Annotated in this window: 16 protein-coding genes and 1 tRNA gene; 6 read left to right on the top strand and 11 right to left on the bottom strand. The window is 41.1% G+C overall.

Annotated features, from left to right (window positions below; all coding sequences use genetic code 11):
- Positions 1-25: 25 nt before the first annotated feature.
- A complete protein-coding gene (locus ACE1EF_RS19440; protein WP_375722374.1) occupies positions 26-1,369 on the bottom strand; it encodes a Na(+)-translocating NADH-quinone reductase subunit A in 1,344 nt (447 codons plus the stop codon).
- Between the two features lie 155 nt (positions 1,370-1,524).
- On the opposite strand from ACE1EF_RS19440, the gene ACE1EF_RS19435 reads away from it, so the two are divergent.
- Positions 1,525-2,793 (top strand): type IX secretion system plug protein, encoded by a 1,269-nt coding sequence (locus tag ACE1EF_RS19435; RefSeq protein ID WP_375722373.1) that lies wholly within the window; start codon positions 1,525-1,527, stop codon positions 2,791-2,793.
- Between the two features lie 39 nt (positions 2,794-2,832).
- Here ACE1EF_RS19435 and ACE1EF_RS19430 read toward each other — a convergent pair.
- Positions 2,833-2,916, bottom strand: a tRNA-Leu gene (locus tag ACE1EF_RS19430).
- Positions 2,917-3,170: 254 nt separating this feature from the next.
- Here ACE1EF_RS19430 and meaB point away from each other — a divergent pair.
- Positions 3,171-4,298 carry a methylmalonyl Co-A mutase-associated GTPase MeaB gene (meaB, locus tag ACE1EF_RS19425; RefSeq protein ID WP_375722372.1) on the top strand — a complete coding sequence of 376 codons (1,128 nt, stop codon included), beginning with the start codon at positions 3,171-3,173 and terminating at the stop codon, positions 4,296-4,298.
- A gap of 1 nt (position 4,299) precedes the next feature.
- Here meaB and ACE1EF_RS19420 read toward each other — a convergent pair whose 3' ends face one another.
- Entirely contained in the window at positions 4,300-5,010 is a 711-nt protein-coding gene (locus tag ACE1EF_RS19420) for a class I SAM-dependent methyltransferase (RefSeq protein WP_375722371.1), read from the bottom strand.
- 98 nt (positions 5,011-5,108) lie between these two features.
- On the opposite strand from ACE1EF_RS19420, the gene ACE1EF_RS19415 reads away from it, so the two are divergent.
- On the top strand, positions 5,109-5,588 hold the full coding sequence (locus tag ACE1EF_RS19415; RefSeq protein WP_375722370.1) for a cytidine deaminase: 480 nt from the start codon (positions 5,109-5,111) through the stop codon (positions 5,586-5,588).
- A gap of 83 nt (positions 5,589-5,671) precedes the next feature.
- Here ACE1EF_RS19415 and ACE1EF_RS19410 read toward each other — a convergent pair whose 3' ends face one another.
- Both ACE1EF_RS19410 and ACE1EF_RS19405 read right to left on the bottom strand, forming a co-directional pair.
- Positions 5,672-6,832 (bottom strand): 1-deoxy-D-xylulose-5-phosphate reductoisomerase, encoded by a 1,161-nt coding sequence (locus ACE1EF_RS19410; RefSeq protein ID WP_375722369.1) that lies wholly within the window; start codon positions 6,830-6,832, stop codon positions 5,672-5,674.
- A 4-nt stretch (positions 6,833-6,836) separates the two neighbouring features.
- Entirely contained in the window at positions 6,837-7,703 is an 867-nt protein-coding gene (locus tag ACE1EF_RS19405) for a M23 family metallopeptidase (protein WP_375722368.1), read from the bottom strand.
- A 306-nt stretch (positions 7,704-8,009) separates the two neighbouring features.
- Between ACE1EF_RS19405 and metK the strand changes: the two genes are divergently transcribed.
- Positions 8,010-9,293, top strand: coding sequence for a methionine adenosyltransferase (metK, locus tag ACE1EF_RS19400; RefSeq protein ID WP_375722367.1), 1,284 nt, complete (start codon positions 8,010-8,012; stop codon positions 9,291-9,293).
- Positions 9,294-10,297: 1,004 nt separating this feature from the next.
- Here the strand turns inward: metK and ACE1EF_RS19395 are convergent.
- The 6 genes from ACE1EF_RS19395 to ACE1EF_RS19370 all read right to left on the bottom strand — a co-directional run bounded on the left by ACE1EF_RS19395 (position 10,298) and on the right by ACE1EF_RS19370 (position 16,440).
- A complete protein-coding gene (locus ACE1EF_RS19395; RefSeq protein ID WP_375722366.1) occupies positions 10,298-11,032 on the bottom strand; it encodes a hypothetical protein in 735 nt (244 codons plus the stop codon).
- Between the two features lie 496 nt (positions 11,033-11,528).
- Positions 11,529-12,170, bottom strand: a complete 642-nt coding sequence (locus tag ACE1EF_RS19390) for an MBL fold metallo-hydrolase (protein WP_375722365.1) — start codon at positions 12,168-12,170, stop codon at positions 11,529-11,531.
- 434 nt (positions 12,171-12,604) lie between these two features.
- Entirely contained in the window at positions 12,605-13,252 is a 648-nt protein-coding gene (locus ACE1EF_RS19385) for a protein-L-isoaspartate(D-aspartate) O-methyltransferase (RefSeq protein ID WP_375722364.1), read from the bottom strand.
- A gap of 28 nt (positions 13,253-13,280) precedes the next feature.
- On the bottom strand, positions 13,281-14,291 hold the full coding sequence (locus ACE1EF_RS19380; RefSeq protein WP_375722363.1) for an ABC transporter ATP-binding protein: 1,011 nt from the start codon (positions 14,289-14,291) through the stop codon (positions 13,281-13,283).
- The gene (locus tag ACE1EF_RS19375) at positions 14,291-15,325 is read right to left on the bottom strand and encodes an iron chelate uptake ABC transporter family permease subunit (protein WP_375722362.1); all 1,035 of its coding nucleotides are present in this window, start codon (positions 15,323-15,325) and stop codon (positions 14,291-14,293) included. The genes ACE1EF_RS19380 and ACE1EF_RS19375 overlap by 1 nt, the downstream gene beginning before the upstream one ends.
- The gene (locus ACE1EF_RS19370; protein ID WP_375722361.1) at positions 15,322-16,440 is read right to left on the bottom strand and encodes an ABC transporter substrate-binding protein; all 1,119 of its coding nucleotides are present in this window, start codon (positions 16,438-16,440) and stop codon (positions 15,322-15,324) included. The genes ACE1EF_RS19375 and ACE1EF_RS19370 overlap by 4 nt, the downstream gene beginning before the upstream one ends.
- A gap of 232 nt (positions 16,441-16,672) precedes the next feature.
- Here ACE1EF_RS19370 and ACE1EF_RS19365 point away from each other — a divergent pair, with 232 nt between their 5' ends.
- Together ACE1EF_RS19365 and ACE1EF_RS19360 are read left to right on the top strand one after the other, a co-directional pair.
- Positions 16,673-19,432: a glycosyl hydrolase gene (locus ACE1EF_RS19365; protein WP_375722360.1), complete on the top strand. Its 2,760-nt coding sequence runs from the start codon at positions 16,673-16,675 to the stop codon at positions 19,430-19,432.
- 136 nt (positions 19,433-19,568) lie between these two features.
- Complete coding sequence (locus ACE1EF_RS19360; RefSeq protein WP_375722359.1) at positions 19,569-23,591, top strand: MG2 domain-containing protein; 4,023 nt, start codon at positions 19,569-19,571, stop codon at positions 23,589-23,591.
- Positions 23,592-23,594: the final 3 nt, after the last annotated feature.

Below are 23,594 nucleotides of genomic sequence, written 5' to 3'. Positions count from 1 at the left end.
CTCTGAATTTTATATTGTAAATTTTTTATCCTAATTCCTGAATCATCAGATCCAGTCCCTCACGAATAATACGCTGAACTTCGGTCTTGGATGTACAAACAACTTCACATAAGGCCATATCTTCCGGCGCAATTTCATAAATGCCCAACTGCTCCATCTTATCAATATCCTTAACAATAACAGATTTCAGCAAAAATTCAGGCAAAATATCCATTGGCAGTACCTTTTCATATTCACCAGACATAACTAGTGCCCTGTAACCCCCATGAAGGTTGGCATCCAGTTTCCATGTACGTTTACCCAGAAACTTTGAAAAGACATTACCATGTACACTGAATTTATTAAATCCCGGATTAGCCCAGCCCATAAACTCAAAATCATCACCTTCAGGAATTACTGTCAGCTGATGATGGTATGCGCCAAGATAACCATCTTTTGAAATTTTGGTGCCAGTCAGCACATTACCGCTGATGACGCGAAGATGAACATCCTTATTTACATTATCCGCGATAAACGGCGTTACCGACATACCGAGAATAATGTTGTAATAACCTGTTTTCTTTAGTTCTGAACCTGTGATGGCAATAGTTCTGGTCGGATCATATTTTCCATTTATGAACAAGCTGCCCAGAGCGGCTACATCCTGAGGATTGATAACCCATGCAACTTCATTTTTATTGATGGCATCAATATGGTGAATCTGAATTCCAACGTTTCCTGCAGGATGCGGACCATCGACTTCGTGGATCTCAACACCCTTAAGTGATTTAAAAACTTTTGCAGGAGAGTTTCCGTCAACTGACAGGTGAACTTTACCGGCAGTGAGTTTTTTCAGAACATTTATCCCCTCCTGTAATTCGGCACCTTTATCTTTAAGCATGAAACTATAGTCCGGTGCCAAAGGCGCAGTATCAAATCCGGAAATAAAAATCGCCTTGGGCTCTTTATTTGCTTTGGCAATAATATCATAGGGTCTTTGTTTTATGAAAGACCACATTCCCGCCTGCTGAATTTTCTCAACAACCTCTTCCCGCTTCATTTTTGACACATCGGATTTTCCCAAATCCTCTGCAGTCATTTTGCCATCGCTTTTAATGACAACTTCCAGTATGCGTCTGCGTTCTCCCCTGACAACATCAACCAGTTCACCACTAACCGGTGAAACAAATAAAACTTTAGGGTTGTACTTATCAAAAAATACCGGTGTTCCAACTTTTACTTTTTCTCCCGGTTTTAAAAGAAGCTTTGGCGTTAATCCATGGAAGTCTGTCGGTTTTAAAGCAAATAGTTCTGCTTTGGGGGTTGATAATATCTGCTCTTCAGCTTTACCTTCGAGCTTGATATCCAATCCCTTCCTGATTTTAATCATTTCCGCCATAGTAAGAAGAAATATAATTTTTCCTAAAAATTTTGTGCAAAAGTATTAAATTTTATCGCTCAATCGTTATTGTTTAACATCTTTATAAAGATTTTTTTCTTCAATGTAAACATCTATATTTGTAATTTGTTTAAAATTAGCCTATTATGCTAAAGATCAATACATTATTATTTTTATTTATATTAACTCTAATTAATTCCTACGGAATTGAGCCTTACTTTACGCATATTACATCCCCGGATTTTAAGACGTTGCAGGTTTATAATTCCGACAATATTTTATCGTATCCGGCTATTGCCCTGAACGGTGGTGACCAGATCATTATAAGCTTTGACGAACTGTCTGACAGTGAACAGAGCCTGAAATACCACATTACCCACTGCAACAGCGACTGGCTGCCATCGGATCTGACAGATACAGAGGTCATAACCGGTTTTAAAACATCTTTTATTGACGATTATGAATACTCCATTAATACAAATGTACCATATGTTCATTACAAACTCAAAATTCCAAATGATTATACCTCACTAAAAGTATCGGGGAATTATGTTGTTACTGTTACCGGCAGCAACAGTAAAGAACCGGTTCTTACAGCATGTTTTTACGTATATGAAAATACGGTTAATATTGTACCGGAGGTGGCATTTGTTACCGAAACCGATATAAGAAAAGAGAACCAGCAAATAAATTTTGTTGTGTCACATCCTGAATTGCCTATACAGGATCCGGCAACAGAGATGAAAATTTTTATTCAGCAAAACGACAGAAGAGACAATATAAAATCCGGCATTCAGCCAACCTTTATTAAACCAAACCAGCTGGTATACGAACACAATGCGGATCTGGTATTTAAAGGCGGTAATGAATTCAGGTATTTCGAAGCCACGTCCACCCGATATAATACACATGGCATTCAAAGCATTCAATATTATGCGCCCTACTATCATATGGTATTAATTCCCGATGAACCACAAAGCAAGATAAGTTACAGTTACAGGCACGATGTAAACGGCAAATTCTTTGTGAGAAGACAGGAAGCTGATCAGGATAATCTCGCACTGGAATCGGATTATGTTATTGTGCATTTTACCATTCGCCGTGATGATCCTTATTTTAATGGCAAAATCTTTTTAAACGGCGATTTTACTTATGGAGAATTCTCAGATCCTTATGAGATGAAATACGATTTTGATGAAAAAGCATACAATACGAATATTCTTCTGAAACAGGGACGTTACGATTACCAGTACCTGTTTTTACCTACCGGAGAAAAAATTGCGAGTTATTCACCTTACGAAAATAACTTTTTTGAAACCGAAAATGATTACCGCATCTATGCCTACTACAGATCTTTCAGCGACCGATACGACAGACTTGTAGGCTATACTTTAGTTACTGCAAATGCAAAATAAAAAGAGCGAAAAACATCATTCTGTTATTCGCTCTTTCTGTACCCGGAACCGGAATCGAACCGGTACGGTATTGCTACCACTGGTTTTTGAGACCAGCGCGTCTACCTATTCCGCCATCCGGGCAACAATATAAAATTGTTGGATGGCTTTGTTTTAACGCCAATATAAAAGATATTTCTATTAGCGCGTCTACCCCCCGAAGCATCGGGGCCGCCATCCGGGCGTTTTGGCAACGGTAAACCGTTTTGCGGATGCAAATGTAATAAAAAATTGAATTATGCAAAATCCGTATCCTGTGGAAAACACACTAACAATATTTTTCTTTATTCATGGCTGCGGCGATTGATTTCTTTAACTTTGTCTGAAAGATAAAATTTATGTCAGAGAAAGATTCACACCACCATATTGAGCACCCCGAAAATGATGCCTCATACAAAGGCTTAAGTGTCAATTCCGGAATTGATCAACCACCTGCTGTTAATCCCAACCTGAAAAAATTCAGGAAAAAGAAGAAGGCCGTTCGTTCGGTCGATGAATTTGTAGATGGGATATTAAAGGGGAATATCACTATCCTGAGCCAGGCTGTCACCATGGTTGAGAGCAATAAGCAGGAACACTATCAGCTGGCACAGGAAGTAATTGAGAAATGCCTTCCCCATACAGGCCATTCCATCAGATTAGGAATTACAGGAGTACCCGGTGCCGGTAAAAGTACTTTTATCGAATCGCTCGGCATGCATATAATCGACAACGGTGGCAAACTGGCAGTTCTGGCCATAGATCCTTCCAGCGAAAAAACAAAAGGCAGCATTTTAGGCGATAAAACCCGGATGGAAAAATTATCATCCGAATCAAATGCTTACATCCGTCCGAGTCCGTCTGCGGGTACATTAGGAGGTGTAGCCAGGAAAACCCGTGAAAGTATTATTTTATGCGAGGCCGCCGGTTTCGACACCATATTTGTAGAAACTGTTGGGGTGGGACAGTCAGAGACTGCAGTGCACTCCATGGTCGATTTCTTTTTGCTGGTCCTTATCGCCGGTGCCGGTGATGAGTTACAGGGTATTAAAAGAGGCATCATGGAAATGGCCGATGCGATTACCATTAACAAAGCTGACGGTGACAACATAAAAAAAGCAGACATGGCAAAACGGGAATACAGCAATGCACTGCATCTTTTTCCACCATCAGAATCCGGTTGGTCACCCCGCGTCATGACCTGTTCTGCATTACATCACACCGGCATCAGCGACATCTGGAATATGTTGCTGGAATACCTGAGTCATACTAAAACCAACAATTACTTTTACGATCGCCGCAAACGACAGGCCAAATACTGGATGTATGAGAGCATCAATGAACAACTCAAACAAAATTTCTACAATGAACCGGACATAAAAGCCGGTATCCCAATACTGGAACAACAGGTATTGAACGAAGAAAAAAGTTCCTTCATCGCAGCAAGAGAATTGCTGGATCTTTATTTTAAGAATCTTAAGAAATAGTTTATTTTTTGATTAGCCGGGCCAGGTAATCATAATGGTTACCTTCTTTAAGGATTTTAAAACTAAATCCCGACTGTTCTGCAATCAGCGCAAATGTATCCGGATCAACATACAGCCAGGGGAACGTTTCTCCCTTAATTCCATTGTACTCCATCTGAAAATCGATTTCACCATAGTAAGCTCCGTTCAGATCAACCAGGTATGAACCATCATCTTCCTCATAAAGATACTTCAGATCGCTGCTGTCGATCAGAATCTGACCACCGCTGTTTAAAAAAGATCCCAACCTTTTAAGAAATGATCCCAGGTTATTGATCGTACCTGCCAGGCCCGTTCCGTTCATAAGCACCAGAACGGTATCGTATTTCGTTGGTTCAATCCTTAAAATATCGCCATGGATCACATGTTCAACACCACGCTTCTTCATGACTTCACAACACAGATCAGATATTTCCAGGGCTGTCACATCAAAACCTTTTTCCTGCAGTATCAATGCATGTGCGCCGGTACATGCGCCTGTATCAAGCACTCTTCCATTACAGTTGCTGATAGCCGATTTTTCAATGGCCGGAAGTCGACTGTAACTTCTGAAAAGATAGTTTACCGGGATTTCATCATCATCAAATTGTGATGAATGTACAATGAGCTTTTTTGCCTTACCCGTTTTAAAAAAATCAGAAACGGCCAGCCCAATCGGATCACTTTGTAACATACAAATAGGATTAATTGGACAAAAATAGCACAAACACCTCACATAATGTTGATGCAACAGAACATTATCGTTAATTTTGAAACGCTTAGAAAACTGCAATGAAAACAAAACAAATCACACTAACCGCACTGGAATTCGATAACAGTGATGAATTTTCAGCATTGGAAAAAGAAACCATTGAAGCCTGTAAGAATGCTGCAGAGACAGCATGGGCTCCCTACTCGGGTTTTCATGTAGGTGCCGCCGTTTTGCTTGATAATGGTGAAATCGTGACCGGAAGCAACCAGGAAAATGCGGCCTATCCTTCCGGCTTATGTGCCGAACGTGTGGCGCTGTTTGCGGCTCATGCCAGGTATCCTGCAAGCAGAGCAGTTTGTCTGGCTGTCTGTGCACAAAAAGACGGATTATTTCTTGATCAGCCAGTTGCACCCTGCGGCAGTTGCAGACAGGTCATCACGGAATCCAACACCAGATTTGGTTCGCCTATGAAGGTGATCCTTTACGGCAGTGAAAAGATTGTTGCCATAGAAAATTCCAATGATTTACTGCCCTTGAGATTCGACAGCTCGAGTTTTTGATACACGAAATCTTGAGTCGTGAAATCGTGAGTCGTGAATCGTGAAATCCTGATTCTTGTGTCTTCCGTCTTGATTCTTATATCTTATTTAATCATCGACGCTGCAATTCTTCGCGCTTCGGCATCGGTCGCCACATAATCCTCGTAAGTTGGCTTTTTAACATGGGCTGTTTTCTCCATGGTCTTTTCGATGATTTCCGCAATTTCAAGAAATCCGATTTTGTCCTGTAAAAAGGCTTTCACAACCACCTCATTTGCTGCATTCATAATACAGGGAATATTTCCACCACAATACATGGCCTGATATGCCAGTTCAAGGCAACGGAATTTTTCCGGGTCAGGTTGCTCAAAGGTCAGTTCGGGATAGGCCATAAAGTTAAAACGAGGGAAGGTTGACCTTAATCTTTTCGGATATGATAATGCATACTGAATGGGCAATTTCATATCAGGCAGCCCCATTTGTGCTTTCAGTGAACCGTCGGTAAACTCAACCAACGAATGGATAATGGACTGCGGATGCACAATGACTTCAATCTGGTTATGTTTGAGACCGAACAGCCACTTGGCTTCAATCACCTCAAATCCTTTATTCATCATTGTTGCCGAATCTATAGTAATCTTGGCCCCCATGTCCCAGTTGGGATGTTTTAAGGCTTCTTTGCTGGTTACATTCTGCAGGTAATCATAATTACGGGTTCTGAAAGGGCCACCTGAAGCGGTAAGGATTATCTTCTCTACCTGATTCTGCCACTCTCCTGCCATACACTGGTACAGCGCAGAATGTTCTGAATCCACCGGTAAAATGGCAATCTTGTTTTCTGCAGCCATTCCCATGATCAGTTCACCGGCCACCACCAGTGTTTCCTTATTGGCCAGTGCAATATTTTTACCGGCTTTAATGGCATTAATGGTTGGTTTTAACCCTGCATATCCCACCATAGCCGTCACCACCATATCCACTGCCCCAAACTCAACGACCTGTGCAATAGCTTCTTCGCCAGCAAATACTTTTATAGGCAACCCTCCAAGAGCTTCTGAAACGGCGGGATACTTTTCCTTATTTCCTATGACCACCACCTCGGGTTTAAACTCCATAGCCTGCCTGATCAGTAAATCGGCATTACTCCCGGCAGTAAGGATATAGGCCTCGAATTTATCGTTATGTTCACGGATAACATCTAACGTTTGCGTTCCGATGGAACCTGTTGAACCTAATATGGCAAGTTTTTTTCTGGTCTTTTCCATGCAGCTAAAATACAATGTGTTTTTCCGGGTCGATGGCTTTCCCGTCCTTCCATAATTCCAGGTGCAAATGAGGGCCTGTGGTCAATTCTCCCGAATTACCGATAATCGCGATAGCCTCTCCTGCTTTTACCTTATTCCCTTCATCCTTCAGCAGGGTACTGTTATGTTTATATACACTTACCAGATTATTGGCATGCTGAACCTGAATCACATAACCCGTTACCAGCGACCACTCAGCAAAAATAACCGTTCCGTCAGCTACCGACATAACCTTTTCGTTTGGTGCAGCAGCCAGATCCACTCCCCAGTGCTCTTCTTCCGGATCAAAGGAATTAGTTACCACACCGTCCACCGGCTTATACAGCATCAGGTCATCATCTGTATTTTCATCCTCGTCAGCATTAAAAACCTGAAGGTTATATTTTTCACGTTGTTCAATATCGGCTCTGAAGAGAGAGTCTGCCAGACTGGGCTCCAGGTCCATCCGCTCCATAAAGGTTGGATGAGTTTCAGATGACCCGGTATCGGCGAACATTTCTTCCGGAAGATCGCCTTCAAGGATCACGCCGATGCTGTTCAGATATCGTCCGTACTGGTTCAGTTTGTTTTCCAGAGAATCAGCGAGAATAGTACTACGGGCAATGTTCTCCTGCATTTCTGCGGTCGGAAAACCCGGAATATACTGTTTCAGGGGAGTAAAGACAATTACGGCAGCTGTACCTCCACCGACCAGCGTAAATACGATAAAAACAAAAATAAGGATATTGATGGGCGACAGTCTCCACCACTGAACCTCATCATACGTTTCCTCGTTGATGATGGAAATGCGGTACTTTTGTCTTAAGCTCTTCCTTTTACTTTTCTTAGCCATATATCCGGATAATCTTCACAAAAATAACGGAATTTCATGTTCTGCTGCTATTGCAAATCATAAAATATGATTCCATAGTATTTTAAATATGAGTATAACGGTTAAATGCCCGCCTGCTATTGCACGCTAAAACTATTTAAAATGGTTAAAAATTACAGATAAATCTGAAAATAATATATATTTGCACCCGTAATCGTGGAAAGATTTGGCTGCTTGCAACCACATAAAAAAATGCTAAAAAGAATCTGCATTTATGAGCCTTGCCTGACAAATCTTCCACAAAGTTTAAAGTTTAATTCTTAAATCATGGGATATTTATTTACATCAGAGTCCGTATCTGAAGGCCATCCTGATAAGGTTGCCGATCAGATTTCAGATGCTCTGCTCGACGAATTTCTGGCTTTCGACAAGAGGTCGAAAGTTGCTTGCGAAACATTGGTAACTACCGGACAGGTTGTACTGGCCGGTGAAGTAAAATCTCAGACCTACGTTGATGTACAGGAAATCGCACGCCGTGTCATCAACAAAATAGGTTACACAAAAGGAGAATACCGTTTTGAGGGTGACTCCTGTGGTGTACTGAATGCCATTCATGAACAATCGGCTGATATTAACCGTGGTGTGGACCGTGAAGACCCCAAAACACAAGGTGCCGGTGACCAGGGGATGATGTTCGGATACGCCAGCAGGGAGACCGATAATTACATGCCTATTTCGCTGGAATTATCACATTTGTTGCTTAAAGAACTGGCTGATATCCGTCGCGAAGGAAAAGAGATGACTTATCTTCGTCCGGATTCCAAATCGCAGGTTACCATTCAGTATGATGACAATGGCGCTCCTGAACGTATTCATACCATTGTGGTATCAACACAACATGACGAGTTTATTACACCCTCATCGCCGGATGCTCAGCTGAAGGCTGACGAAGACATGGTGGCTAAAATAAAAAGCGATGTGATCAATATTTTGATCCCAAGGGTAAAATCACACCTTCCTGAACGTGTTAAGGCACTGTTCGATGAAGCAATAATCTACCATGTGAACCCAACCGGAAAATTCGTTATCGGTGGACCTCACGGTGATACCGGTTTAACAGGACGTAAAATTATTGTGGATACTTACGGCGGCAAAGGTGCTCACGGTGGTGGTGCTTTTTCCGGTAAAGATCCATCAAAAGTAGACCGTTCAGCAGCTTATGCAGCGCGGCATATTGCTAAAAATATTGTAGCAGCAGGTGTAGCCGATGAAATCCTGGTTCAGTTGTCGTATGCCATCGGTGTAGCGGAGCCAATCAGTGTTTTTGTGGAGACTTATGGTTCATCAAACGTTGATTTAAGTGATGCCGCCATTGCCAACAAAGTGTCTGAGATTTTTGATCTGACGCCAAACGGCATTGAAACAAGGCTTAAACTGCGAAACCCTATTTATCTGGAAACAGCAGCTTATGGTCACATGGGTCGTAAACCGGAAGTGGTTCGCAAAAAATTCAGTTCGCCTTATTCCGGTGAACTTGAAACAGAAGTAGAACTGTTTACCTGGGAAAAACTCGACTATGTGGATGCTATTAAAGAGGCATTTAAATTATAAAACTATTGATCCGATGACGTTAAGTCATCGGATCAATTTCTCAAGTCTGTTTGAGCTATTTTGTATTATTCTTTTTATTCCTTTGGATTTCATTGTACTTTTGCAATGCAATCATACCAACAGATAATTCTGTAAATATCAAAAATAGTCGTAAGCTAATTTCTTCTTTAACGAAAACGACTGCTGCTATTAATTCAAAGATCATAAAAAAGATGATCAGGGACTTATAAGGTCTGTACATTTTAATAATCAACAAATTACGTTTAAGTACTTAAACGTAATTCTTACTGCTCTCCAAGAATTCCCTCTGGAGCTGTTCCATATAAAACTGTATTTTAAAAAATATGTGAAATCTGCTGCTAAAATTTTTCGTACTTGGATAACCACATCCGGAACCAAGATATGTGAAACGGAAAATAACCCTCCACTACTGCTTGTAATAATAGTAGTGAATTTATCCTTAATTATACTTGTTCTCTTTAAAAGATGCCAAAGAATTACTAGTTACATATACATCCAATTTGCGGTTCTTGTATACTTCATTTAATACTACTTGAATTAGATATTTCCTAACAGAAACCAATAGGGGCCATCTTGCATCAATAAGACAGCCCCTTTAAAGATAACAGATTCCTATTAACTGTTATTCTTTCTGAGATAATACAAATAATACAAACTTTGAAGAGGTAAAACAATATTTACAACCTCTAATCCACTTATTCGTATTGTTAAATCTCGAAAATGAATAATAACTGCAGTAGCAATTAATATTGCATTAAAAAGAAAAACTGATTTAACAAGAGAACTATATCTTGAATCTCTATCTTGTGTTCTTTTTAAGGAAATCTCAAATATAACCACAAAATATATTGAGCAAGTTAAATCAATTATGAACTGGTATTTTGGAATTAATGAAAATAAGTCTAAAATACCCCAAAAAATGAATACGATAAGAATTGTAAAATCCAAGATTTTTGTTTTAAATCTGATCATAACAATAACTTTTACTCCATATTATAACATTCAACTATCATATTAGAAGTAGCTGCACCCATCAAAATACTCATAACACCTCCACAGCCTAAACCAATTAAAGCGCCAGCAGCATCAGCCCAAATAATCGCTTGGTTTTCCGTAATATTGACACTCTTCAATTTATTATTCGTACCCCAATAATCCATTGATGATTTGTAAACATTGTTATAAGCTATAGCTAAATTATAACTTCTTTTGTTTTCAAAATCATCTGGACTATCTATCAGAGTATAATTATTAACAGTATTTAAAATATCTGCTTTAATATCAGCGTCAATGTCTTGAAGACTTTGAAAGTAAGTTATAAATCTTCTTTTAAATTCTTTCTGGAAGTTGTTATCCAATTTTAAATCAGCAAATTTATTCAGAATTTCTAATTTTTCTGAATCAGTAAGATCAGATAGGATCGTTGAATTTGTCGAATATTTTTCAGATTCAAGCAATATCCTTTCAAACTCATTATAAACATCACCAAAAGTTTTAGATGTTAATGTTGATTTTAAGCTGCTTTTTTCATATTTGTCTAACAAATAATTATGGACTTGACCCAAGTTATCAATCGTGATCAATTCTTTTACAGGTTCTTGATTTAACACCTCAGAATCGTTGTTACAGCTAAGCATAAAAACTGAAACTAAGGCTAAGCATAAAACTAAATTGTACACAGGTAACTTTTGAGTAATGATTAAAACTTTATTTTTCATAATTTTGTATTTGTGTGAAACGTGCTGGTTTCACAGATTAAAAACTTAGTTTTCACCCTGCTTCAGTAACGAGGCGGGGTGTTTTTTGCCCCGTGTAAAAAGATACTATACTTCACTTATTACAATATAATATTGAGTTCTCTTTTAGATATAAAATTTAAATTTTAGTTTATAATTCAGGGTTGTTTTGTGCAAATTACAAAAAATTTGACTTACTGTCAAGAGGCATATTTTTAGTTAGCTTTGGTACTATTAGCTGATATTACGAATTTTACAAAAGAGTATTAACATTAAATAAAATGTCTAAAAACCGACTTATTCCAGTTATATTAGCTTTGTTTTGAGCAATTAAAACCTGAAACAGCCGAATATATTCTGGAAAAGTCTGAATATTAATTTTCTGAGTATAATATTTTTAAAAATATTATTTTGCCCAAAGCAATACCTCTGTAAAATAGTAGGTCAGAAGTGGCTGCGACTTAAAGTTGCACTCCCACTAATTAATAAACGGATTATCTTCTTTCTCCTCTCCTATCGTGGTCATCGGGCCGTGACCGGAATATACAACGGTTTCATCGGGTAAAGTCAGTAGCTCGGACTTAATTCTGCTGATCAACAGGTCGTGATCACCTCCCCAGAGATCTGTTCGTCCAATGCTCCCACTGAACAGGCAGTCGCCGGCAAATACCACCCTGTCTTTTTCTGAATAAAAACAAAGCCCTCCGGGCGAATGTCCCGGCACCAGCAAGACTTTAAACGTCGTGTTTCCAAACCTTATCAAATCCCCTTCATTCAGATAGTTTCCGATGGAAGGAGGCTCTGTATTCATTACCAAACCAAACATCTGCGCCTGACCTTTCACCATGTTATACAGATCCTGTTCGTTAAAATGGGCTTCAGGCTTTAAACCATATTTTTCGTAAAAAAAGGCATTCCCAAGTACGTGATCCACATGCAAATGTGTACACCATACCTTTTCCGGCTTAAGTTTATTTTCTTCAATATAAGCACTAATGTCGCTGTTTTCACGATCCGACGAACATCCCGGATCAATGACAACACAGGCTCCGCTTTCATCCGATACCACGTACGTGTTTTCCTGAAACGGATTAAATATGAATGTTTTAATTGTTAGCATATAAGTTTTATTTAGAATCAAGAATCAAGACGCAAGAATCAGGATATTTCGCAGACTGAAACGCAGATTCTCGCAGAAATATGTAAGAGCCATTCCTCATTTATCTGTTCTTTATTTAACAAATCCACCGTCCGTCGCTGCCGGACACCCCCTTTTCACAAGAGGGACGTCGTAAAACTTAAAATTTGAAGGACCATGTCCTCCTGATCAAAAGGAGGAGGTCCCGATTTTACATCTGGATCGGAGGATTTAACAAAATATAAATTCGTAATTCTACACTCCTTATCAATGTTGTCCGGCTAAAAATCAATATTACTTAAAGATTCTTCGCTTCATTTTACTACGATCAGAATGACAGGCATTTGCTGGCTGTCATTCCGGGTGTAGCGAGGAATCTCTGAAGCTTTAACCGGACAACAGTGATTCCTAATTGTTTACTCTGTTCCTTTCAACATGGGCACAAACGTAAACGCACCAAATTTTTCCATTTCAAAATCCGTTTCGCTGATCCGTGTAATCCGCATCATTATCTGCAGTTCACCACCAACCGGCACAACCATCAGTCCACCCACAGTCAGTTGTTTCAGCAATTTCTGTGGAACCTCCGGAGCTGCTGCCGTAATCAGTATCCGCTCAAATGGTGCCTCATCCGGAATCCCTTCAAACCCGTCACCATAAACCAGTTTGGGATAGTATCCCAGTCTTTTCAGTAAAACAGGTGTAAGCGAGTAGAGACTTTTCTGGCGTTCAATGCTGTACACAGCAGCACCCATCTCACATAAAACTGCAGCCTGATAACCCGATCCGGTTCCAATTTCCAACACCTTTAAACCTTTGTCCACTTTGAGTAAGGCCGTCTGATAAGCAACAGTATAAGGCTGTGATATGGTCTGTCCCGCTCCAATCGGATAGGCATTATCGTAATAAGCAAATGAGAGTAAATCAGGTCTGAAAAATTTATGCCGGGGAACTTTATTTATGGCATTTAAAACAGAAACATCCTTTATTCCTTTCCGCTCCAGTTCACGCACCAACCGTTCCCGTTGTCCGGTAAACCTTATTTCATCGTTTGGATTCTGCATATACAACAAAGATAGTACAAATGTAAGATCAGGCAATCAGTGAATTCAAAACCTCCCAAATCGTATTGCATACTACTCTTTCTGTTCCGCGGACAACCAGCCAGTCCTTCCCGTTTACAATGACCTCAAACGGTGCCTCATCCGATATCCGGTATCCATGCCGCTCCAATGCCCTTCGCGTCCAGAAAACCCGCACATTATCACCCTTAAGTTTTACAAATTTATTCTGCTCATAGACCACCTTAAACGTTCCCGAGTTGATCTCAAAATCAAAGGACTGGTTATGAAATGCATGTTCGAACTCACCGCTTAACACGAGGTCCTCCGGTGTTCCTGTGATCACTCCCCGCTCTTCTGTCATCAGCCATACGCGGTCGGCCGTCTGCAACGCCAGATCCAGCTCGTGTGTGGATATCAGGATAGATTTATTGGTCTTTCTGGCCAGGGAACGCAAAAGTTTCATAATTTCCACCCTGTTGGGTAAATCAAGGTGTGCAGTCGGTTCATCCAGTAAAATCAGCGGACAATCCTGCGAAAGAGCCCTGGCGATCATGACACGCTGCCGCTCACCGTCACTCAGGTTTTCGAAGGGCTGATCCGAAAAAGGCAACATTCCTACCTGCTTTAACGCGGTTTCTATCGCCCCGATATCCTGAGCTGCCAGACTTCCAAACCAGTTGGTGTGCGGATGCCGTCCCATAGCCACCATATCGAACACCGTAAAATGTCCGGGATTGATGCGGTCTGTCAATACCACACTGATCATACGTGACAGCTGCCTGAGGTTTTCATCATTCAGCGGAATATTTTCAATGTAGGTTTCACCTTCAATGGCAGGCTGCATGCCCGAAATCGTTCGGATCAATGTTGATTTACCGACACCGTTTGGACCGATAAGGCAAATCATTTCTCCCCTGAAAATGCTCAGGTTGAGATCTGACATGACGACCTTATGTACTTTCCTGCGGCTTTTGTACCCTATGGACAGTTCAGTGGTCTGAAGAATGGTATCGAACGGTATGTTTTTAAATTCCACCATCAGAATGCACTCTTTTTCGATTTACTCCTGAAGATGACCCAGATCACAACCGGTGCACCGAACAGTGCTGTAACGGCGTTTATAGGCAGGGTATTATGAAATCCGGGCAGTTGTGAAACGATGTCAAATAACAACATTAATGATGCGCCGTATAATGCAGTTAATGGCATCAGTTTTTTGTGATCTGAACTGCTGAGACCGAAACGTGCCATATGCGGAACAGCCACGCCAATAAAACCAATGGGTCCAACAAAAGCCGTTAAAGTACCTGCTATCAGACTGGTGATCAGTATAATTATAATGCGTAATCGTTTATTGTTTACCCCTATGCTGCGGGCATAATTTTCGCCCAGTAACATGGCATTCAGATTCTTTACCAGTGCAAATGCGAGTACAATACCAATGGCAAAGCAAACCGTAATTATACGGACTTCACTCCAGGTGATTCCCGACAAGCTTCCGAATGTCCACACCAGAAAATTGTGTACCGTATTCGGATCACTGAAATATTGTAAAACAGTGACTATGGCTCCTGTGATGCTGCCAAACATAATCCCCACAATCAGCAACGACACGGTATCGTTAACCCTCAGCGAAACGAGTAGGGTCAGCAACATAACCAGTGCTGCTCCAATAATGGCTGCAAAGACCATACCCAGGGCTCCTGTGGCAAATACAGCAGCAGTTCCAAATACCAGACCCGCTGCCATGGTATACAGCGCAACGCCAAGGCTTGCCCCCGAACTTATACCCAACACAAATGGTCCGGCAAGTGGATTGCGAAACAGGGTCTGCATCATCAAACCCGAAACTGAAAGTCCGGCTCCCACATAAATGGCAACCAGGGCTTTAGGTAATCTGAAATCCAGTATAATGTAGGTAAATGTTGAATCAAGGCCTGATCCGAACAGGATCTTGAGGGCTTCCGGCAGAGGAATAGATACACTTCCCATCAATAAATCAGCAACAAAGAACACCACAGTCAGCAGCGTTACAATCACCAATCGTAATGTAAAACGGGAAGTTTGTTTCATTTATCCAGCCGTTTGTAAAAGACTAAGGAATCTTGTCCTGTTTCGGGATGCAAAATATGAATTAAATCGCTTAAAACTAAATCCGGCCGCCAGGTTCCCGTTTCAAAATAATCGTTTCCCTGATTTAATACCCCACGTCCCAGCCGGTTATACACATTTCCTTTTTCAACCGGTTTAAAAGAACCATAGCGTTTATCGTGAGACATCATTTCAGTTATGGTTTTTTCCTGTACATTCAGCCAGAAATCTGCATTTCTTGCTTCGGCATAAACCACTTCAAAACTCACTGCCATACTTCCTGATGTGGTATCTGAGTTAAAGATATAATTACCCCCTGCATCCTTTATCAGTCCAGATATATAACTTTTGCCACCGGGCAGATACCAGACTCCCCTGAAACTGTTTCCACAAAACACTTCCGGTTTTGTATCAAGAGAATCCGCATAGTTCACCAAACTATTATAATGATTTTTAACAACCGAAAAAACAGAATCTGCAAACGCTTCTTTACCATATAACAAACCAAAAAACTTAATCCATTCGGCCCTTGCCAGCGGTGTTTTTTCAGTCCAGGCCACAGTGTAGATAACGGGTACTCCTGCTTCGTTCAATATCCGGTTATGTTCTCTTGCATTCGGAAAACCAGACATAAAAACGGCATCCGGATGCATGGCAAGAATCTTTTCCAGATCGGGTACCATGCTTTCTCCCAGATTCTGAATGTCACTGTTTTGTACACCTTCTCTTACTTTGGCATTATATACTCTGAACGGATCGGTTATGCCCTTTATACTTGATACGGACTTAACAGCATCGATATAACCGATATGAGTAACTGCCAGTGCTGCGACATTCTTCAGCGGAATTTTCAGTTGAAACTCGATGTCATTTCTGTTTTTTACAGGTTCGTTACTGTAAAGTGCAAATTTCTGAAATGGCACACTATGATCACCGGGGTGTTTTATCGTAACAATGTAATTCTCGTCCACGTTTTCAATGCTGTACCCGGAAGCATATTCGTTTTTCAGGATATCGACCACTGCATTTTCCTGCTGCTTGCTGAAATTACATCCCAGTAAAACGCCTATGAGACCAGCCAGAAATAAAAACTTCATTGAATAGTGTTCTTTTTAATACCTCTGCAAAAGTAAAACTTAAAATACAACTAATGCAATTCCTTTCATCATGTATGGCGTATTTTATTTATCACCGTTTGCTGTCGAAAAATTTACACTCTATTTTAATTTCATAACCTATGGTATGAATTTTGTTGTACTATATTGCATAACTGTTTGGAGACCATGTTTAATAAACCAATATATTTGCAGCAAATTTTAAATCCGCAACATGAATATTTTAAACATTTCTAAATTTTCTTTCAAATTAAGCTCACTCCGAAAAATTCAGTTCTTTAAAAGAGCTGTTGTTGTACCGGCAATCCTGATGATTTTCGGAGTGACAAGTGCACGTGCTGTTGATGTGCAGACTATTGATTCGCTTCTGGATCAGAATATTGTTTTAAGCGAAGCAGTGGAGTATCACATTACAAATACTTCAAATGCCATGACCAACAGCACTGTTGATCTGACCAACGAGGATGCCTGGTTATTTTTTGACAATATGCGTCCTACCGACGTGGTAGCCAAGTACAGAACCTCCATAAAAATCAACGGAAGTACTTTAACGGATGGAGCCAACGGACGTGTGGCTATTTATAAACTCGGAACAGTGATCATGCCTCACGGATCTGATTTTAAACCATTAACGGTATTTACTGAGCCTGATTTCGGTGGTGAGCAGAATTCATATGCAGTGTATACATACTATACAAACCTGGGGTCTTTCGATAATGCCATTAAGTCCTTTAAACTTAAAAGAGGTTATATGGCAACATTTGCCAATAACAACGATGGTTCAGGATACAGTCGGGTGTTCATTGCTGACAACAGTGATATGAACATCAATATTCCTGCGATGCTGGCAGGTAAAGTTTCCTTTATCCGTGTATTTAAACACCAGTGGGTAACAAAGAAAGGAAAAGCCGGTTGGAACCCGAACGACATTAACTCTACGTCATATTATGACTGGAATATCGGGGGAAGCTCCTCTCTCAATTATGAATATGCAGCGATACGTCAGAATGGTGGCTGGCCTTCATGGGATGCCATCAATAACAAACAGAACATAAGCCATCTGCTCGGTTTCAATGAACCCGACAGACCGGATCAGGCCAACATATCCTTTAATGCCATGATCGATCAGTGGCCGAATTTCATGAAATCAGGTTTAAGATTAGGTTCACCGGCATGGTCCTCAGAATGGAATGGAGCGCCGGACGGTGGTGGTAACCTGTTTGACTTTATTGCAAAATGTGATGAAATGAATTACAGGGTAGACTTTGTGGCACTGCATTGTTACTGGGCCAAATCTGCACAGCAATGGTATAACGACCTTAAATATATTCACGACAGAACCGGTCGTCCCTTGTGGATCACCGAGTGGAATAACGGTGCCAACTGGACCAATGAAAGCTGGCCAGCGGGCAACAGGGAATATAATCCTGCAAATGCGGCCAAACAGTTGAATGACATGAAAGCCATTCTGCAGGTTCTGGATACGGCAAGTTTTGTGGAACGCTACTTTATTTACGACTGGGTACAGGACTGCCGCGCAATGGTTTTAAACGGCGGACTGACACTGGCCGGACAATATTACTATGATAACCCTTCTGAAATCGCATTCACACGCAAAAATGAAGTGATCCCTCACTGGAATGCTCAGGAACCGTTTATCAAACTTTTAACTTCTGTTCCTTCACTGCAAAAACATTTAATTCAGTGGGAAGATCCCAATAAAGAACTTACCAATCTGGTTGTTGTGGAAAGACGCATAAACGATGGTGATTTTGTGGAAGTTTTCAGTACGACAAATCCCGGAGTTACCGTTTATCAGGATCCTTATCAGGAGGGCGTTCAGGGCACTGTCCAGTTCCGAATCAAGAGTGTTATTGCGGGTGGCACAACCGTTTACTCGCCGGTTAAATCCGTCTCTGTGACTTCAGGACAGGATTCCATACAGGTGGCTAAATTTATGGTTTCAAATTTTGATGATCAGGCCTGTGTATTTCCACATGCATTTACAAATGATCCATCTGTTATTCTGGGACCAATTTCATACAGAAACAGCAAGCCACAGCTCACCAAAAGAATCAGTAAGCTGGATGACAGTAAAGTAAACATGCGTGTTGAAACGTGGGCATTTCAGTCAGGTGACAATTTAGATATTGAAACCAAACCTGAATCCATTTCATTTCTTGCTTTGCCGGATGGAAATTATGATATGGACGGTATAACAGCAGAAGTTAAAAAGGTTTCAGCTGTCAATGGATCATGGAAACAGGTGAATTTCACGGTACCGTTTGATTCCAAACCGGTGGTTTTTGTCACACAGCTTACCGATGCTACGCCATTCCCGACAAAAGTCAGGATTAAAGATGTAAGCACAACAGGATTTCAGGTGCGTATTCAGAAAGAAGCATCGCAGACTGCTTCTGTTTCATCTGAAACTATTACCTATTTTGCAGCAACCGAGGGTACCGGTGTTCTGGACCGCAAAAAAATTGCTGTTGGTAAAACTGCATCTATGGTTGGTGATCTTTTAAAGCAGGCGCAGATCAATGTAGATGCGTCCTTCACTGATCCGGCTATGTTTGCCGAATTACAGACAGCCAATGATAATGTGACAACTACGCTGCGCTATTTTGATGTTAACCTGAATAAACGCGTATTTAAACAGGCCGAAACATCAACCGGCACAAAAACAGTGGCACAGGATGAACTGGGCTACATGGTTATCGATATGGCTGCAGGGCAGTTTCAACCGGTTCAGCGGGTATCAACACAAACCATATCATTCTATCCGAATCCGGCCAGAGATATGCTTTTCTTTAACATGAACAGTTCTGCCAGAGTTGAGATCTTCGACCTTACAGGATCAAAGGTTATTGAAGAAAATGTATTTAATCAACTGAATATCGAATCTTTAAACTCAGGCATTTATCTAGTATTTGTTAACGGTAAAGCAACAGGAAAATTCATGAAGATGTAGCCATAATCAGTGGTTTAAGAATATAAAACAGGGCATCGCTACACCAGCGGTGCCTTTTTTTTGTTTTTATTCAGCTGACCAGGTGTATTTAAAAAAACTTTAGTAATTTAAGGCCTTTAAATAACCTTTTGGAAAAATGCTAAAGATTAAAAACCCTCTCATTCCGGCGATCCTGCTAATTGCAGTTCTCTGCATATCTGCCACAACTGAAATTGCAGAATCAAACGCTGCCTTTATCAGAAAAATAATGAGCTACCAGGCAGTTCACCGGCAGGAGACAGCTTACCTGCACACTGATAAACCGGTATACTATACGGGCGAAACAATCTGGTTCAGTGGTTTTATTATGAATGTTAAAAACCAAAGATTGAACGAAACAGAGATTGTATGCTATGTTGACCTGTTAAAGCCGGGCGGTGGTGTAGTTCAGAAAAAGATACTGAAACTGGAGCAGGGCAGAACCTCCGGACAGATTGATATTCCGGCCAGCTATAAAAGTGGAGAATACACCCTTGTTGCATATACGAACTGGATGCGGAATACCGGTGCTGATTTCTATTACCGGAAACCGGTGTATATCCTGAATGACCAGCCTCAGGAGAAGAAAAGTGAATATGCGGTTGAAGATACCATTTCTGATATTTTAAAGGACCTTGATATCAGGAAGAACAAAAAAGAGGCCGCAGAAACACCGCACTACGCTGAAGAAAAGGAAGAAGAGCCGGGGCTGAAACTCAGGTTTTATCCTGAAGGTGGTGATATTGTTTCCGGCATCAATACCAAGGTTGCATTTGAAGCCAAAGATAAAACCGGACGAAATATTGCGGTTACAGGCTATATTAAAGATCATACAGGCAATATTGTTTCCACCATTCAAACGCTTTGGAAAGGGCGTGGATTTTTTATGTTCACCCCGGAAGCCGGCAAGACCTATCACGCTGAAATAAATGTAGACAATGAACCGGAAGTCCTGAGATTTCCTCTGCCTGAGGGACTACCAGCCGGATATAATCTTAAAGTTGAATCATCACCACAGGCTCCTAATATCCTGGTGACGATCACAAACAATAGCGGCAGGTTTGAAAACCTATTTTTGCTTGCCATGCAGAATACCACACCAGTTTATGCACTTTCTGACAGTCTGAATCAGGAAACAAAAACATATGCTATCCCTAAGCGGGACCTTAATACCGGCATCATTCAGTTTACTGTTTTTGATCATATCAAACGGCCGGTATGTGAACGTCTCTTTTTCCTCAGCAAGAATGATCAGCTCCTGATCAATATTGATAATGCACAGTTTCAGCCGGAAAAGAGAGGAAAAATCTCAGTTGAACTAACTGCAACTGACAAGGAGGGGTATCCTGTAAGAGGTACATTTTCGCTTGCGGTAACCGATGCCAACCGGTTGAGCGATGACTTATACCGGGATCCTGACTTTGTATCCAATTTCTATTTGAGTTCCATGCTTCCGGGATTACCGGCAGACCTGAAAGATATTCTTAAACCGGGATCCAAAAATTATCTGAAATCAGAACTGCTGATGCTTACAAACGGTTGGAGAAGGTACTCATGGAAGGAAGTCCTGAAAGATACCATACCATTTCCGGAATACCTTGAGGAACCCGGACTTTACCTCAGAGGGAAGTTATTCCGCGATAATGGCAAAAAGAAAGAAGTACCTGCAGGTATGGATGTCACCTTTTTTATACCCAGGCGGTTTGATGCCTATTCTCAACTCACCGATGACAATGGAGAATTCTCGTTTATCCTTAAAGACTTTAAAGATACTTTGGGTGCTGTGCTGCAAACCAAAAACAAAATGAGTCTCAAAAGAGATTTCTTAATTGAACTGGAAACCAATAATAAGTCACGTCCTGTTGACTTTGACATTTCAAATCCACATGAATACAGCGGTGAAAACCTTTCGGATGTGTATAACAAACAACAGATCAAACGGAATGATCTGGAAGAAGAACTGGCCTCTGCCACAGATAATCAACTCTACCTGGATACCACAGATGTAATCATTGACGAAGTCACCGTTACGGGAACAAAAGGGAAAGATATTAAAGATGCTATGATTAAGGAATTTGGGGCTCCGGAACAAACTGTTGGTAAAAAACAGCTGGAAGACCTGAACGAACAGAAACCATGGAACTGGGGACTGATGAGCATGATTGAGGATGCCATACCTGGAATGGAGATTCTGATAACATCAGACTCTTCTGTCCGGTTCACACCCAAGGACAGAAGACGCCACAGATACTTTATTTTTGTGGATGGCGAACTGGTTGGATCCACAGATGCCAAAGGAATGCTGACAAGCATGCACAGACTCTACCAGGTTCAGGACCTCATCATACTGGATCCAACAATTGTCAGTTCAATCGACCTGATCTATCCCCAGGAACAACAGTCGGGAGATGCGCTAAAAGGTATTGCTGAATTTTACGAATATCAGATGAGTGAAGACCCGTCTGCAGCAAGTGCCATCGATGCTCTTGTTAATCAATCGGAAAATCTTACGGCACCGGTAGGCATTCTTTCCATATTCACCATTAACGGAGGTGGATTATACAGCCAGGTCCACTATAAAGGTATTCTAAAAATGAAAATTACAGGGTACAGCAAAACCAAAGAGTTTTATTCACCGGATTATGCTGATCCTACAACTAAAATAAAAACGGACGAACGAACAACACTTTACTGGAACCCGTCATTTACAACCGATGAGTTTGGCAAAGCAACGGTTGAGTTCTATAATTCAGATATCGGTCATGAATTCAGAGCGGATGTGGCAGGACTCTCAGTGGAAGGCATTCCCGGCAATGCCCGGATTAAATTCGGATCTGAACAGCCCCTGGTTCCACCTGTAGAAGACCAAAAAACCAGGGCCAATGAAAATGACGTGGTCTTCTATGAGAACCCGGAAGATGTCCCTGTGATTGAGGAAGAACCTGAACCGGTTTGGGTCAACCCGACAAAAATTAAGGTACATGTTATGACACCCGATAAGCAGGATGCAGTTTTTGCCGATGTTACCGTGCTATCAAGGAAATGGGGCAATGTAACCGATGAAGATGGGAACTTCTACCTGGACCTTGCACTGATAAGGGATTACGATACCGTTGTTATTTCTTATAAAGGTGAAGCAGAAAAAATGCTGATTGCATCAGAGATGGGTGAAGATGAACCGGAAGTGACACTCGATCCTTTAACCATGGCATCATCCACACTTAGTGGTAACGATATTGCGCAAAAAGCCATTCGAAACATCTTAAAAACAAGATCAAAGAAAACAGTTTATGCGCTTGCAGCATACAGGGAACAAACCGGATGGGGAGATGAAATGCAGTCACTGCTTGATCTCAATATAGTTACCAGAACACCCGGAATACTGGACAACTCCATCGTTTACAGCACCCGCATTTTAAAGGGCCAATGGTTCAAAACAGATAATTATGATAACCATGTGGATTTCACACCAAAGGTCAACAGCATTTATGATGTTCAGATAATGGATCCGGCATATAACAGTGCTACATTCCTTAAACCTCAGTACCGCAAAAATTATAATTTTGAACTGGCCGGCCAAACCAGGTTTATGAATAAAGCTGTGTATAAGGTAACATTCGACCAGAAGGACAGCTCTCCATGGGACCTGCAGAAAGGATTTATGCTGGTTGAACCGGAGACATACAAGGTGCTCTTTGTTGAATGGAAAGCCAGCCCGAAAGGTGCGCGTTATATAGTGCCGGATCAGTACCTGATGGCCGGTACAAAATTCGATGACTTTAAGTTATTGTCGGATAAAAATATGTCCATATTTAAAGATGATGCGGATGGAATGGTTTTGAAAAGTGCCAGACAGGATGTATCCTTTAACCTGAATCACAGAGAATGCTTTTATACCCGTGAGTTAATGGTTAATGAACACTATCTGGAACTACCGTTTAAATACTTCTCCAATACACTGAACGACCTGGACAAACGCTTTGTTCTGATTAAGAAACCCGTATATAACCCCCGAAAATGGAGAGTCCCCTGGTTCTTATCTGTCAATTCCTCAATAGCTGAACGTGTGCCATATATGCACGAAGTCTTGCTACTGACCGACCCCGACACAAAGCTGGATCTGTTAAATATTGATTTTTAACGG

This window comes from Quyinboa sediminis (assembly GCF_042219855.1).
GTDB lineage: Bacteria > Bacteroidota > Bacteroidia > Bacteroidales > UBA5342 > JBHJHP01.
This window is presented reverse-complemented; position numbering and strand designations above follow the sequence as displayed.

Bases quoted from the DNA above. Each gene is read 5' to 3' on its own strand.
- ACE1EF_RS19380 (WP_375722363.1), bottom strand. From the start codon at position 14,291: ATGGTGGAATTTAAAAACATACCGTTCGATACCATTCTTCAGACCACT.
- ACE1EF_RS19420 (WP_375722371.1), bottom strand. From the start codon at position 5,010: ATGTTACAAAGTGATCCGATTGGGCTGGCCGTTTCTGATTTTTTTAAA.
- ACE1EF_RS19390 (WP_375722365.1), bottom strand. From the start codon at position 12,170: ATGCTAACAATTAAAACATTCATATTTAATCCGTTTCAGGAAAACACG.
- ACE1EF_RS19405 (WP_375722368.1), bottom strand. From the start codon at position 7,703: ATGGCTAAGAAAAGTAAAAGGAAGAGCTTAAGACAAAAGTACCGCATT.
- ACE1EF_RS19435 (WP_375722373.1), top strand. From the start codon at position 1,525: ATGCTAAAGATCAATACATTATTATTTTTATTTATATTAACTCTAATT.
- ACE1EF_RS19365 (WP_375722360.1), top strand. From the start codon at position 16,673: ATGAATATTTTAAACATTTCTAAATTTTCTTTCAAATTAAGCTCACTC.
- ACE1EF_RS19370 (WP_375722361.1), bottom strand. From the start codon at position 16,440: ATGAAGTTTTTATTTCTGGCTGGTCTCATAGGCGTTTTACTGGGATGT.
- ACE1EF_RS19410 (WP_375722369.1), bottom strand. From the start codon at position 6,832: ATGGAAAAGACCAGAAAAAAACTTGCCATATTAGGTTCAACAGGTTCC.
- ACE1EF_RS19415 (WP_375722370.1), top strand. From the start codon at position 5,109: ATGAAAACAAAACAAATCACACTAACCGCACTGGAATTCGATAACAGT.
- ACE1EF_RS19440 (WP_375722374.1), bottom strand. From the start codon at position 1,369: ATGATTAAAATCAGGAAGGGATTGGATATCAAGCTCGAAGGTAAAGCT.
- ACE1EF_RS19360 (WP_375722359.1), top strand. From the start codon at position 19,569: ATGCTAAAGATTAAAAACCCTCTCATTCCGGCGATCCTGCTAATTGCA.
- meaB (WP_375722372.1), top strand. From the start codon at position 3,171: ATGTCAGAGAAAGATTCACACCACCATATTGAGCACCCCGAAAATGAT.
- ACE1EF_RS19395 (WP_375722366.1), bottom strand. From the start codon at position 11,032: ATGAAAAATAAAGTTTTAATCATTACTCAAAAGTTACCTGTGTACAAT.
- ACE1EF_RS19385 (WP_375722364.1), bottom strand. From the start codon at position 13,252: ATGCAGAATCCAAACGATGAAATAAGGTTTACCGGACAACGGGAACGG.
- ACE1EF_RS19375 (WP_375722362.1), bottom strand. From the start codon at position 15,325: ATGAAACAAACTTCCCGTTTTACATTACGATTGGTGATTGTAACGCTG.
- metK (WP_375722367.1), top strand. From the start codon at position 8,010: ATGGGATATTTATTTACATCAGAGTCCGTATCTGAAGGCCATCCTGAT.